Source organism: Thalassospira lucentensis MCCC 1A00383 = DSM 14000, from assembly GCF_000421265.1.
In the GTDB taxonomy this organism is placed as follows: domain Bacteria; phylum Pseudomonadota; class Alphaproteobacteria; order Rhodospirillales; family Thalassospiraceae; genus Thalassospira; species Thalassospira lucentensis.
Genome location: NZ_ATWN01000003.1, coordinates 454173 through 467968, shown reverse-complemented (window position 1 = coordinate 467968; position 13796 = coordinate 454173). Strand labels below are relative to the sequence as shown.

Annotated in this window: 15 protein-coding genes; 5 read left to right on the top strand and 10 right to left on the bottom strand. The window is 52.2% G+C overall.

The window, feature by feature from the left end; genetic code table 11:
• The first annotated feature begins 49 nt into the window (after positions 1-49).
• From phnE to K355_RS0108920, 3 genes are all read left to right on the top strand, one after another.
• Positions 50-862: a phosphonate ABC transporter, permease protein PhnE gene (phnE, locus tag K355_RS0108930; RefSeq protein ID WP_022731787.1), complete on the top strand. Its 813-nt coding sequence runs from the start codon at positions 50-52 to the stop codon at positions 860-862.
• A 3-nt stretch (positions 863-865) separates the two neighbouring features.
• Positions 866-1513 carry an LbetaH domain-containing protein gene (locus K355_RS0108925; RefSeq protein ID WP_022731786.1) on the top strand — a complete coding sequence of 216 codons (648 nt, stop codon included), beginning with the start codon at positions 866-868 and terminating at the stop codon, positions 1511-1513.
• Between the two features lie 154 nt (positions 1514-1667).
• Entirely contained in the window at positions 1668-2366 is a 699-nt protein-coding gene (locus tag K355_RS0108920; RefSeq protein ID WP_022731785.1) for a DUF1045 domain-containing protein, read from the top strand.
• 58 nt (positions 2367-2424) lie between these two features.
• Here the strand turns inward: K355_RS0108920 and phnN are convergent, their stop codons facing one another.
• From phnN to phnG, 8 genes are read right to left on the bottom strand one after another with little or no spacing between them, the layout of a single operon-like run.
• On the bottom strand, positions 2425-3066 hold the full coding sequence (gene phnN, locus K355_RS23590) for a phosphonate metabolism protein/1,5-bisphosphokinase (PRPP-forming) PhnN (protein WP_022731784.1): 642 nt from the start codon (positions 3064-3066) through the stop codon (positions 2425-2427).
• A complete protein-coding gene (locus K355_RS0108910; protein ID WP_022731783.1) occupies positions 3063-4205 on the bottom strand; it encodes an alpha-D-ribose 1-methylphosphonate 5-triphosphate diphosphatase in 1143 nt (380 codons plus the stop codon). Before K355_RS0108910 ends, phnN begins: the two co-directional genes overlap by 4 nt.
• Positions 4198-4893 (bottom strand): phosphonate C-P lyase system protein PhnL, encoded by a 696-nt coding sequence (gene phnL, locus K355_RS0108905; protein ID WP_033368770.1) that lies wholly within the window; start codon positions 4891-4893, stop codon positions 4198-4200. Before phnL ends, K355_RS0108910 begins: the two co-directional genes overlap by 8 nt.
• Before the next feature lie 24 nt (positions 4894-4917).
• Positions 4918-5700, bottom strand: a complete 783-nt coding sequence (gene phnK, locus K355_RS0108900) for a phosphonate C-P lyase system protein PhnK (protein ID WP_022731781.1) — start codon at positions 5698-5700, stop codon at positions 4918-4920.
• Positions 5700-6638 (bottom strand): alpha-D-ribose 1-methylphosphonate 5-phosphate C-P-lyase PhnJ, encoded by a 939-nt coding sequence (locus tag K355_RS0108895; protein ID WP_022731780.1) that lies wholly within the window; start codon positions 6636-6638, stop codon positions 5700-5702. Before K355_RS0108895 ends, phnK begins: the two co-directional genes overlap by 1 nt.
• Positions 6639-6643: 5 nt before the next feature.
• Entirely contained in the window at positions 6644-7777 is a 1134-nt protein-coding gene (locus K355_RS0108890; RefSeq protein WP_022731779.1) for a carbon-phosphorus lyase complex subunit, read from the bottom strand.
• 2 nt (positions 7778-7779) lie between these two features.
• Positions 7780-8388 carry a phosphonate C-P lyase system protein PhnH gene (gene phnH / locus K355_RS0108885; protein WP_022731778.1) on the bottom strand — a complete coding sequence of 203 codons (609 nt, stop codon included), beginning with the start codon at positions 8386-8388 and terminating at the stop codon, positions 7780-7782.
• The gene (gene phnG, locus K355_RS0108880) at positions 8385-8873 is read right to left on the bottom strand and encodes a phosphonate C-P lyase system protein PhnG (RefSeq protein WP_022731777.1); all 489 of its coding nucleotides are present in this window, start codon (positions 8871-8873) and stop codon (positions 8385-8387) included. Before phnG ends, phnH begins: the two co-directional genes overlap by 4 nt.
• A gap of 132 nt (positions 8874-9005) precedes the next feature.
• Here phnG and phnF point away from each other — a divergent pair, with 132 nt between their 5' ends.
• Complete coding sequence (gene phnF, locus K355_RS0108875; protein ID WP_022731776.1) at positions 9006-9719, top strand: phosphonate metabolism transcriptional regulator PhnF; 714 nt, start codon at positions 9006-9008, stop codon at positions 9717-9719.
• 11 nt (positions 9720-9730) lie between these two features.
• On the opposite strand, the gene K355_RS25060 is transcribed toward phnF, so the two are convergent.
• Positions 9731-11938 (bottom strand): class I SAM-dependent methyltransferase, encoded by a 2208-nt coding sequence (locus tag K355_RS25060; protein ID WP_022731775.1) that lies wholly within the window; start codon positions 11936-11938, stop codon positions 9731-9733.
• A gap of 103 nt (positions 11939-12041) precedes the next feature.
• Complete coding sequence (locus K355_RS0108865; RefSeq protein WP_022731774.1) at positions 12042-12677, bottom strand: trimeric intracellular cation channel family protein; 636 nt, start codon at positions 12675-12677, stop codon at positions 12042-12044.
• Positions 12678-12998: 321 nt separating this feature from the next.
• Between K355_RS0108865 and map the strand changes: the two genes are divergently transcribed.
• A complete protein-coding gene (gene map, locus K355_RS0108860; RefSeq protein ID WP_028791462.1) occupies positions 12999-13748 on the top strand; it encodes a type I methionyl aminopeptidase in 750 nt (249 codons plus the stop codon).
• Positions 13749-13796: the final 48 nt, after the last annotated feature.

Sequence of the window (13796 nt, the reverse complement as noted above, 5' to 3'; positions counted from 1 at the left end):
GCACCAAAAGTGCGCTCCCTGTTCGCATTTACCATCCGGGATTTACACGATGAACAGCAGCATTTCTTCGACATCACTTGCCGCACCGGACTTGCCACCGCGCGACCTTAAACGGTCGATGGGAAGCATGCTTCTTTGGGCCTTCATTTTCGGTCTTTTGGCATGGTCGTGGGAGGGGGCTGATATGCGCCCGATGGCCCTGATCGAAAACAGTGGCAACATGGTCGATTTCGCAGATGGATTTTTCCCACCAGATTTTCTGATGTGGAAAACCTATGTCAGTGAAATGTGGATCACGATCCAGATTGCAATCTGGGGCACCGCACTTGCGATTGTCTGTTCGATCCCGTTTGGCATTTTGTGTTCTGAAAATATTGTTCCGTTCTGGGTGTATCAGCCGGTGCGCCGCCTGATGGATTCCTTCCGCGCAATCAATGAAATGGTTTTTGCCATGTTATTCGTTGTTGCCGTGGGCCTTGGCCCGTTTGCAGGTGTGTTGGCACTTTGGATCCATACGACCGGTGTTCTGGCAAAACTGTTTTCCGAGGCGGTTGAGGCCATTGATCCTGAGCCAGTCGAAGGCATTCGGGCAACCGGTGCCAATGGGTTGCAGGAAGTTATTTTCGGCGTGATCCCACAGGTTCTTCCGCTTTGGATTTCCTATTCTTTGTATCGTTTTGAATCAAATGTGCGGTCTGCCACGGTGCTTGGCATTGTTGGCGCCGGCGGGATCGGTATGGTTCTTTGGGAATATATTCGGGCGTTTTATTACGCCGAAACCGCAGCTGTTATGATCATCATCATTATTTCTGTCAGCCTGCTCGACATCATATCGCAGCGTCTTCGTAAGCTTGTGACCTGATCAATGGGATACAAGATTACGCAAACCAAACCGGCGATGAAGAAATTATCCGAACAGCCGACCCTTGATGAAACTGCCGTTGTTGTTGATTGCGAACTGGGATCCTGGACCGAGATTGGCCCGCGGACCAGTATCCGCGAGACCGTGATGGGCGATTATTCCTATGTCGTCAATGACAGTGAAATCATCTATTCGGACATCGGGAAATTCGTCAATATAGCGGCTCATACACGCATCAACCCTGGGCAGCACCCGATGGATCGGGCGTCCATGCATCATTTCCAGTATCGATCCAGCGCCTATGATCTGGGTGATGATGATCCGGCGTTTTTTGACTGGCGTCGAGAAAAGCGGGTCAAACTTGAACATGATGTCTGGATCGGTCATGGCGCCATCGTTCAGGGTGGTGTCACCATCGGGACTGGCTCCGTTGTTGGATCGGGGGCGGTGGTGACCAAGGACGTTGCGCCCTATACGATTGTGACAGGCATACCGGCTACACCCCTGCGTCCACGATTTGAAGCCGACATTGTCGATGCCTTGTTGCGCATCCGTTGGTGGGACTGGTGTCACGATATGCTTGCGGAAAATCTGAATGATTTCCGGACACTGCCGGTGCGTGATTTCTGTCTGAAATTCGATACGATCTGATTGGTTTCAATCTGTAATCCTTTTACAAGAATTGATCCCGGCCGGAGGTTGTTCTTCCTCCAGCGCATCTTTATCTAACTTCCCTGTTGCGCAGTATTGGTTGCTTTCCCAAAATGCCAGCCCCTACCGTCAGTAAGATTGACCCAGATATCCCATGACCGACTATCAACGTTATGCTCTTTATTTCGCACCCCATGCCGAAAGTGACCTTGGTACTTTTGGCAATGGCTGGCTTGGCCGTGAGCCGGCGCAGGATATCGATTTGCCCCGGCCTGAGATTTCAAACCTTAATGCGAACGATATAATTGCAGCCACGACCTCACCGACGCGATACGGGTTTCACGGCACGCTTAAACCGCCTTTTGCGTTAAAGAACGGGCAGGGTCGCGCTGATCTTGAGGCTGCGGTGGAAAGTCTTTGTGCAGATGCTGCGCCGATTACATGTGGTCCGTTGATATTGAAATCCATTGGCCAGTTTCTAGCATTGGTACCGACCGAGCCGGTTACACCACTTGAGAATCTGGCTGGAATGCTGGTGCGTGGTCTTGATGGCTTTCGTGAGCCGGAAGATGCGGCTGGCATGAACAAGCGCCGTTCTGCCGGGCTGACAGAACGACAGGAAGACTACCTTATCGCTTGGGGGTATCCCTATGTCATGGAAGAGTTTCGCTTCCACCTGACGCTTAGCAACAAGCTTGACCCTGAGCAATTGGCAAGGTTTGAAGCATCCCTCAGGCCAATTATCGCGCCGCTCTGTGATGCGCCGTTTCAGATTGATGATATCTGTCTTTTTGGGGATCCCGGAAACGGAAAGCCGTTTCGTTTGTTAAAGCGTTTTGCTTTGACGGGATAAGAAAATGCTGCAGTAAATCCTGCAGCATTTTTTATAGGAATAATCTGTAAGGGCCTGGCTAGATGCTGCTTGATACAGGTACTGAGGTTAGCTGAGGTGCAAGGTTCTTTGCACGGATCGCCTGAATAAACCGGCTGATCCCGGTTTCCAAATCTGCGTCGTTATGCACCTGCATGACGTTTGGCCCATTAACTTGGTAGGCCGATGCGCGCGCCAGACGTTTTTCAACTTCATACCGGTCTTCGCGTCCCCGTGCTTCAAGACGTTGACGCAAAACATCTGCGTTGGCGCAGATGCTGATGACACGGACATGATCTTCACCGACAAGTGCGCGTGCATCGTCAATCACGCTGCGCGAAACATTGACGATTACCGTTTTGCCATTGGTCACATCATCTTGCACGTGGCGTGGCACGCCATAACACATATCATGGGCCCGCCAACTCAGAAGGAAGGCGCCCTGTTTGGCCATTGACGGGAAATCTTCCGGGCGCACCGGAATATGATTTTCACCAATGGTCCCGGCCGGGCGGGTGATGCAGCGCCGTGGAAAGCAGCAATGTGCTTCTTCGGAAAGTCGGTCACGGGCACCGTCAAGAAGGCTGTCTTTTCCAACCCCGCTGGGGCCGACAACAAGGATCAATAGCCCGCGTTTGGGGGCATCATCCGTTGGATGATGCCGGTCGTCATGTTCGGTCATGATACCCGTACACCTTCGCGCCAGACACCGCGCACGATTGGATGATGGGGGGAATGATGGACACGGATCAGATCGCCGCGTTTGCCAACGGCGATTTCACCACGATCGGTCAGATCGACCTGGGTTGCCGGGTTAAGCGAAACGGTGCGAATGGCACGTGGCAGATCATATTCGTTGAAATCATCAAACAGCTTCATCGCCCCATGCAGCAGGCTGTGCGGGACATAGTCGCTGGAAATAATATCAAGATAACCGTTCTTGGCGAGATCACCCGCGGCGACATTACCGTTATGCGATCCACCGCGCACAAGATTGGGGCCGCCCATCATCACACCAAGTCCTGCCTCATGTGATGCCTTGGCGGCCTCAAGCGTGGTCGGGAATTCAGCGACCGTCATTTTGTCCGCGACGGCTTCGGCCACATGGGCATTGGTGGCGTCATCGTGGCTTGCCAGCGCAAGCCCCTTGGCATGAGCCGTTTCGACCACATGGCGGCGATGCTTTGCGGAATAAAGCTCGGAATCGCGTCTACGTGTTGCGACAAATTTGCGCATTTCCTCATCATTCAAGCCATATTTCCCCTGATAATAGGTGTAGTAGGCTTCTAGACTAACGAATTGGCGCTGGCCCGGTGTGTGATCCATGACCGACAACATTTTCACCAGTGGCATCTCAACCAAGGTACCAAGAGCCTCAATCATGCCGGGAAAGGAAGTTTCGCAGCGCAGATGCAATTTGTGATCCGCGCGCAAAAGATTGTTGTCTTGCGCGTGGGCAAGAGCCTCGACCGATTCAACCAGCCGGACAATACGTTCTGACCCTTCATTGACATCGCCAATCGATACGGCGTCAAAAACAGTCGTAATCCCGGCACTTGCAACCTGATTGTCATGCGCAATAACCGCAGCGGTGGCCGGCCAGCGGGTTTTTGGGCGTGGGGTCAGATGTTTGTCGAGATTGTCGGTGTGCAGTTCGACAAGACCGGGCATCAGGTAGTCCCCGCCCATATCTTCGGCGCCGGGCAGGTTGGATGCCCGATCCGACACATCTGTAATGATCCCGTCCTTTATCTGCACGGCGCCATCAATGACATCGTTCGCCAGCACAATTTTGGCGTTTGTAAAAATCTGTTCAGTCATTGGCCCCAACTTTAAACGATGTCACATCAAACGACCCTGTGCAGACGGCATCACGGGTTTCATGGTCGTGGAAAATACCGGCAATTGCCGCACCACGGGATTTGGCTTCTTCGATCAATGCCAGAACCGTTGCACGGTTGTCGACATCAAGCGATGCGGTCGGTTCGTCAAGCAGCATGACTGGATAATCGGCAATAAAGCCACGGGCAATATTTACTCGTTGCTGTTCACCGCCCGAAAAGGTCAATGGCGAAAGCTGCCAAAGACGTTCAGGAATACGCAGGCGGGACAAAAGACCCCGCGCCTTGGCCGTTGCATCGGCGCGTGATGTGCCAAGTGCGACCAGTGGTTCGGCAACAATTTCGAGCGTCGGCACACGCGGAATAACACGCAAAAACTGGCTGACATAGCCCATCGTGCGTTTGCGCATATCAAGGATCGCATGCGGGCTGGCCGTGGTGATGTCGAGCCATCCGCCATCGTGCCTGACGTTGATTGATCCGCTTGAGCATGTGTAATTGGCGTAAAGCATGCGCATGAATGTACTTTTCCCGGAACCGGACTCGCCGGTCAGCGCAATACAGTCCCCCGCCGATAAACTAAACTCTATGTCATTAAAAACCGGGATCGTTACGCTGCCCTGCGTGTGCAACGTAAAGCTTTTTGAGACGTTTTGAGCATGAAGCATTTCAGACATTTTTTTGCCCCGGGTTCAGTTCTGAAGAATGGAAGAAACAAGCAGCTGGGTGTAGGCATGCTGCGGATCATCAAGAACCTGATCGGTCAGCCCGCTTTCAATCACCTTGCCCTGTTGCATCACCATCAAACGGTGAGACAGCAAACGGGCCACTGCGAGATCGTGGGTGACGATAATCACTGCAAGATTAAGGTCGTGAACCAGCCCGCGCAGCAGATCGAGCAAACGCGCCTGAACCGAAACGTCCAGACCACCCGTGGGTTCGTCCATAAAGACGAGGCGCGGGCTGGTTACGAGGTTGCGGGCAATCTGCAAACGTTGCTGCATGCCGCCCGAAAAGGTTGAGGGCAAATCATCAAGGCGCTCGGACGCAATTTCGACTTTGCCCAGCCAGTTGTCAGCAGAACTGCGAATATTGCCATAGTGGCGATCACCCACTGCCATCAGGCGTTCGCCAATGTTCGCCCCGGCACTGACATTCATGCGCAGGCCATCTCGCGGGTTCTGATGGACAAAGGCCCAATCAGTGCGCATCAACAACCGGCGTTGGGCTTCTGACATTTCATAAACGTCGCGGGTGCCGTCAATCCGGGTTTGATACTCAACGCTGCCTTTGGTTGGTTCTTGTTGTGCGGAAATGCTGCGCAGCAAAGTTGACTTTCCCGAACCGGACTCACCAACGATGCCAAGAACCTCGCCCGGGCGAAGTTCAAAACTGACATCCTTGCAGCCAACCCGGTCGCCATACATCATGGTCAGGTCATCAACGCGCAGAAGCGGATCATTCATCTTGGTCATTACTCTGCTGCCTTTTCGCTGCTTGGGTTGCTTTTGGGGCCGCCAAGCGGCTGGTCATGATGTTGCGGGCCACGATGGCCGGCATCCTGTCGTTCGCTGCAATAATCGGTGTCAGAGCAAACAAACATCCGGTTGCCTTTGTCATCGAGGATGACTTCATCAAGGTAACTGTCGTGCGAACCGCACATGCCGCATTCGTCGTCCCATGATTGCACCTCAAACGGGTGATCTTCGAAATCAAGGCTTTTGACCTTGGTGTAGGGTGGCAGAGCATAGATACGTTTCTCACGACCGGCCCCGAAAAGCTGAAGCGCTGCCATGTTATCCATTTTCGGATTGTCAAATTTTGGGGTTGGGGACGGATCCATCACATAGCGATCGTCGACCATCACCGGATAGGCATAGGTCGTTGCAATATGGCCGTGACGGGCGATGTCTTCGTATAGTTTCACATGCATCAGGCCGTATTCTTCAAGCGCGTGCATTTTCCGGGTTTCGGTTTCACGTGGTTCAAGAAAACGAAGCGGCTCAGGAATAGGCACCTGATAGACAAGAACCTGATCTTCGCGCAATTCCTTTTCGGGAATGCGGTGCCGGGTTTGGATGATCGACGCCTCGGCGGTTTTTTCTGTGGTTGCCACATTGGCCGTCTTGGCAAAGAACTGGCGAATGGACACTGCATTGGTGGTGTCGTCCGCCCCCTGATCAATGACTTTCAGGGTATCTTTGGGGCCAATGACGGCGGCCGTTACCTGAACGCCACCCGTGCCCCAGCCGTATGGCATCGGCATTTCACGTCCGGCAAATGGTACTTGATAACCCGGAATGGCAACGGCTTTAAGCAGTGCGCGCCGGATCATGCGTTTGGTTTGTTCATCAAGATAGGCAAAATTATAGGCCGAAGCCGTATCAGCCGCATTATGTACAGTCTGTTCCATGGCGATTACTCCGCGGCTTCGGATTGGGTTTTGATTTCTTGTGCGTCGGCCTTGGCAAGTCGGGCTTCGACCTCGGTCCGCATGCGGCGCACCAGTTCCAGTTCACCCTGGAAATCGACGTAATGAGGCAGTTTGATATGTTCGACAAAGCCGGTGGATTGGACATTGTCGCTGTGTTCCATAACGAACTCGCTGTCTTGCGCCGGGCCCATGATTTGTTCGCCCATTTCATTGGCGCGCATGGCACGGTCGACCAATGCCATCGAAATCGATTTGCGTTCGTTCTGACCAAACACAAGGCCATATCCGCGGGTAAACTGTGGCAGTTTGGTTTTCGATCCCTTGAACTTATTGACGGTTTCGCATTCGGTCAGCTCAATGTCGCCAATATCAATGGCAAAACCCAGTTCTTCGGGTTCGATTTCGACCGATACCGTGCCATAGCGAATTTCACCGACAAAGGCGTGACTGTTGGCATATCCACGCTGTGTGGAATACCCAAGGGCCAGAACAAAGCCTTCATCCCCGCGTGACAGGTTTTGTAAACGCAAGTCACGCCCGGCCGGGAATTTGATCGGTTCGCGGGTTAAATCAGCAACCGGGGCATTTTCATCAACCGGTGTTGGTTCATCTTGAATAAGTCCCTCGTAGTTCAGGATATCATCCAAAACACGCGGCATATGGTCATCAACCGGGTTTTCACCACTTGGCGCTTCGGCGGGATCTTCGCCATTGGCCATCAGGGTGAAGTCCAAAAGTCGGTGCGTATAGTCAAACGTCGGGCCAAGAATTTGCCCTCCCGGAAGGTCTTTAAACGTTGCAGAAATACGGCGTGATACGTCCATTTCCGCTGTTTTGATCGGTTTGGAAAAGGCAAAGCGCGGCAAGGTCGTGCGATAAGCACGCATTAGGAAAATGGCTTCGATCAAATCACCGCGCGCCTGTTTGATCGCAAGGGCGGCCAGATCGCGGTCGTAGAGCGACCCTTCGGCCATAACCCGGGTGACCGACAGCGACAATTGCTGTTCGATCTGGTCGGTTTCGATTTCTCTGACGTCTTTGTTGCCACGGCGCTGTTCTGCCAGAAGCCGGTGGGCATTGTTGATGGCGCGTTCGCCACCTTTTACAGCAACATACATGGTTACTTGACCTCAATCCGGGTGGTGCGTGAAAGGGCGGCGATTTTGGTGTCGGACGCGAAAATGACATCGACACCGCATGGGAAAAGATGATGGTTCTCGGCTCGCCACGCATGAAACGCTGCCGGAAGACCTTTGATATCCAAACTATGGGTATCCTTGATCCCTGGGCCCCGAAGATGCATTTCCCGGTTGTCGGTGATGTCGTCGACCATCAGGATCAATGTTGCCGACTGATCAGGGTATTCGGCAGTGCCAACCGGAAGCTGTGCGATAAAGGACAGGTCTTCATCGCTTTGCGCAACGGCGAAATCGGCCTGCGAGGCGTCTGTTGTGATCGGGCTGCCGCAATGGAATTTCAAATGCGTGGTGGCCGCGTTGGTCGCACAAGCGGGAGACAACCAAACCGTGGTGTCCATATCCGCCATTGCAAGAAGTGCCGCGGTGGAGGATGTGTTTAGGCCATCTGGTGCAGTGATGTTAATCGGCAGGTTGTAAATGCGGCCGGGACGCGACATGGCGTCAAGTAACACACGGAAAACAGCGTTCGAATCAAATGCGGCATGATCAAAACCGGACAGCAAGTTACTTGTCTGGGATTGCAGGGTCATTCGTCTTCTCCGCGGACAAGGGTAAAGAAATCGACTTTGGTTGCGGCAACCTTATGGGCATGGTCGCGTTTGGCAGCGGCTTGTTGTTCGGCAAGGACGTCGATAAAGGCGCTGGCGGTCTGATCGCGCAACATAACGGCATCAAACAGGGCGGCATATTGTGCCTGAACCCGATCACGTCCCTTGACGTATGAGTGACCAACCGTTCCGTCTGAAAGGGTTACAGCGCAGCGTGTAACCGTCATTTCGCCAAGGTTGAACCGTTGTCCTCCTCCGCCTGCGCGACCGCGCACCATCACCATGCCGACTTGTGGCTCGCGTAGATGGCTCCACGTGGTCGCGCCGTATTTGTCGGACCATTCGGTTTCAAGGGTCTTACGGTCAGTGCGGGCAAGAACTGCCATCCAGCGTTGACGCGCAGCTATCGCGCTGTCGTCCGTCTTCGCGGTGTCTGGTGCTGCGGTCGGGGCGGCTTGGGCCATCATATGTCTGATCCTTTTTCATGGATGTCGACAAATTCAAAATTTGTCTAGACGTCTATACATGTTTACGTTATAAGCCGATCTATCGACCTTGGCAAAGGTCTTGCGGTGAAAGTTTTGTGAACGGGAAAAGTTATGGATTGGGAGCCGGGGCTATCTATCTGGAAGCAAATCGAAAAACAGCTTCTGACAGATATTGCGGACGGGGTGTTTTCCCCGGGGGATAAAATGCCGACCGAAATGGAACTGGTGCGCCGTTTCGGCGTGAATCGCCATACCGTACGCCGTGCGATCGCGGCCCTCGTCGATACCAATGTCGTCCGGGTGGAACAGGGACGCGGGGCCTTTGTTCAGGAACAGATCCTTGATTACCCTCTGGGCGCTAAAACCCGGTTTTCCCAGATTGTATCCGGGCGTCATCGCTTGCCGGACAAACGCTTGGTATCGTCCGAGGTGCTTAAGGCAACTGCAACGGTCGCGCAATGTCTGGACGTAAAGCTGGGCACACGGGTGATTGAACTGTTTTCAGTGTCCGAAGCCGACGGTGTGCCGCTGGCGGTGGCGACAAGTTACCTGCCAGCCGCGCGATTTGACGGCATTGTCGAGATTTTCATCGAAACAAAATCGCTGACCGAAGCGTTCAAACGGTTCGGGATTGACGATTATACCCGCAAAACCACCCGCATTTCAGCAGCACTGCCCTCGTCACGTGTCGCAAGCCTGCTTAAACAGGCCAAAAACCGCCCGGTAATCTCGACCGAAAGCATCGATGTCGATTCGGCCGGTGTGCCAATCGAGTTCGGCGTTACCGCTTTTTCCAGTGACCGGGTGCAGCTGATTGTCGAATAGTGCAGATACGTTTAATGGGCAGGCTTTCGACACCAGAACTGATACATTGCTCTGAATGTGTCGGGGTTATCAAGTTCATACGCGTGCCATTTATCAAGACGTTTTTCAGCAGAAAATCCGTTTAGTTCTTTCCGGAAATTACCGAGTTGACCCGCGAAATTCATTTCGAAATCGAGAAATTCCAGATTAAGGGTTTTCAAATATTCTTTGATTTCCGGCAAGGTGAAGCGGTGTTCCTGAATATGAAAGATCAGGTCGCGACAAGCACTCAAACTATGAAAGTCTGATCTGCGGCATAGTTGGGCTAAGACCAGATCACCTTTTGCGGCTGCGTTGATAATATATTGTCGGCACGTACGAATGCCGTCCGCGGTTGGTTCGAAATTTTGTTCGGCAACAATTTTGCGCCCTGCCAGAACGTCCTGTCGGGCTGCCTCGCTATACAGACCAATCTTCATGAGGCCGCCGGGTTTGACGCGTCGTACAAGAATTTCCCATCCCAAAAGCGGGCTTTCGAGATGGTGTAAAACGCCGACACATTCAACAACATCAAACTGCTTCTCTATTTCATCAAGTTGTAGAATATCGGCTTGGAAAAAGGAAATGTTGTCTATGTTGAGTTTTGCAGATTGCCGTTTCGCATAAGCTAGGCTGGCAAGACTAAGGTCAACTGCGGTTACTGTCGATGCTTTGTAGCGTGTGGCAGGTTGGATAGAATGTTGCCCGGTCCCACAGCCGGCAACCAGTATTTCTGGCGCGTCTGGCGCAACATAATCGCCAAGTTCAAGTAAAATAGGGGGGGATGTCAGGACGTCGGCGATTGACAGATCGTATCTGCGAACTGCTGCGTTTATCCACCTTGGGTATGGGTTCTGCTCATACATGTCGCGTACAGAAGAAGACACGCCATCTGAGATTTTTGTCAGTTGGCCGATAGTCGGTCGAATCTCGTTTTCTTCCAGCGGCTCTTTTATCTGCCTTTCTATAACCGGCAGGAGCGAACTGGGCCAATTTTGTGCTGTCAATATATTTGCCCACGCATAATGAGATAGTGGTGCGTAGGCAGCTAGTATCGTCAATTCCACCGGGTTAGGGGTGGCGCCATCCGCGACAATTTTTGCCAGTTTATTTTCAAGTTGGCTTATGGCCTGTTTTTCTGCTTCGGAAACGACATAAGCGTACTCGTTATTAAAGCACTGCAGGGCAAGGCTGATCGCAAGGGGTAATATTTCATCATCACGTGACGTATCCGATGTAAGCATTTCCCTGCGGCAGCGTGTCAGAATTCTCTCAAGAGCAATGTTGTCGATCGGGGTTGCAGACATCAGCATCATCAGGGATGTGCATTTTGCCAACGTAATCATGTCTGACCAAGGATCTGAAATACCAACCGCATCCGGCTTGGCCCAGCGGTTGAGTACTTCGGCGATTTGAGTATCGTGTTCTGCTGCGACAATCACGGTTTGCACAAGGTCCTGCATCGGCAAAGTTTCGGAGCGAATCAGATATTGTAACCTAATTTCGACGCCCGCAGAGGATGGTGCCGACGCGGTCAATATTTTCAGACAGTCACAAAATAGTTGCCAGTGACGGTTTTCGCCGGGTCGGCGGCCAATGGCGAGGCTGTGAAACTTTAAGGCCTCATTGTACTGGTTTTGTTTTTCAAGTGCGGTTGCGATATCAGACAATACGTCAGGATCTGATGATCTCTGCATCAGTGCCTGTTCTAGATGGGTTAACGCCTGATCTGTGTTCCCAAGAAGCAAGTGCGTTTGGCCGAGAAGTTTGTGTCTACTGAACGCGCCTTTGGGTGTGCTTGGGGCATTTTCGAGCATCGCAAGCGCGCGCGAATAATGTTTCTGCTTTATCAAAAGCGTGCCCAGATTATGATAGGCATCAACATAGCTTGGTTGAATAGCAATAGCGTTTTTGAAGCAGGCCTCTGCGTGTATAAAATCGTTTAAGGCAACCAAAACAACGCCGAGATGGTCGTGGGCTACTGCATTGTTTTGCTGAATAGAAACGGATTGGAATATCAGATTTCTTGCCTGTTCGTGCGAACCCGTCCGGTGGCAACATAGTCCAAGGTGATGCAGGGCAGCTGGGTGATCGGATTGTATGCGTAACACCTCAAGATATTTCCGTGAAGCCTCACGAAAGTCGCCTTTCGCAAAAAAATCGTCTGCTGTTTGCAATATACCCTGAACCGGATTGGACATTTTTTTGCCTATTTTGAATGTCTGTCGAAGACAAGCTTATTTTCCAACGTCTTTCGTTTGGGTTTACAAAGCGCATATTTCGTAAAAACCAAAATGACGCTGATCAATACTCCCGCCCGGGACGTGCTTTATAGACCGGGAACCCCAGCTTGAACTTGATTGCGGCAGCGCGCAGGATAAAGGCGGCAAAAAATGCGATGAAAGCAATCGGGCCACGGGGAAGTTCAAGAATATCTGTGCCAACCACATAAATACTGGCGCCCATAAAAGCACAGCTGATGTAAATTTCTGGGCGCAGGATAAGCGGGATTTCATTACAAACCACGTCGCGGACCATGCCGCCAAATGTTGCGGTGATCATGCCAAGGATGATGGCAACAAGTGGCGAAACACCAAGGTTCAATCCAATGGCCGCCCCGGTGACGCCAAAAAGTGCAAGCCCCAGTGCATCAAGCCAGATTAGCGCGACATAGCGCCGCTCGACAAGATGGGCCGTAAAATAGGTAAAGATCGCCGCGGCAATACAGGTAATGATCCAGGCCGGATCCTTGATCCAGAAAACCGGCGTTTCCCCGGTAATCACATCACGCACTGTCCCACCGCCAATGCCGGTAAAGGTCGCGATTAGGACAAAGCCGACAACATCCATCTGGCGTCGGGATGCTTCAAGTGCGCCTGTGATCGCAAACACCGCAACGCCCGCCAGTTCAAGCCAATAGATAATTTGGGTAATGGTCATAGCGCCCTATTTGGTTGCGGATTGTACATGGTGGTGTTTGGTTGGTTTTCGTCGTGCATTGTGGCCATCAACATCCTGATTTTCAAATGTACTATCAAATTTAAGTATAGTGTTATTGTTGTATCGAATGGTTATGGAATGGGCAGGGTACAATGAACTATTCTGTCTTGCGGGATATGCCGTCCGGTCATGAAATATCTGGCGAAATGCAAGCGCGTGGCTAATGCTGAAGATATCGCGAAGTAGCCACATCTGCATTTATGTGGCTTGTCGAAAACGGGTTTTCTTGACTTCGCAGCACGGCATCGTAATAACCAACTTATGACAATTTCATCGGATAAAGAACTCGATCATCTGCGTCGTATTGGCCGCATTTGTGCGCGCGCGCGGGACGTTATGGGGGCTGCGGCAGTACCCGGCATCACCACCGCGGAACTTGACCTTATCGGGCGAAAGGTCCTTGAAGATGCAGGGGCCGTTTCAGCCCCGGAAAGCGAATATAAGTTCCCCGGTGCGACCTGCATCAGTGTCAACGAAGCCGTTGCCCATGGCATTCCCGGGGATCAGGTTCTTGCGGATGGGGATCTGGTTAACATTGATGTTTCCGCGTCCCTTGATGGGTATTTTTCCGATACCGGAGCCAGCTTTGTCTGTGGTGCGGCAAAACCCGAACTGATCAAACTGTGCGACGATGGCAAAAAAGCCATGTGGGCCGGGATCAAGGTTGTCCGCGACAAGGCACCCATCCGCGAAATTGGGCTTAAGGTCGAAAATTTCGCGCGTAAGGGCGGCTATACCCTGATCCGTAATCTCGCGAGCCACGGTATTGGTAAATCACTACACGAACATCCTCATACCATTCCGACATGGGATGATCCCAAAGAACGCCGGACCCTTAAAAAAGGGCAGGTGATCACCATCGAGCCGTTCCTGTCTCTTGGGGCGAAATGGGCGGTGGATTGTGATGATGGCTGGACGCTGTTTTCTGATACTGGCGACGCCACGGTGCAATATGAACACACGCTTGTCGTCACCGACAAAGGCTATGAGATCATGACACTGAGTGCATAGAGATTAAAATGCTGCAATTTATGCTGCAGCACTTTGTGCAATAAAAAG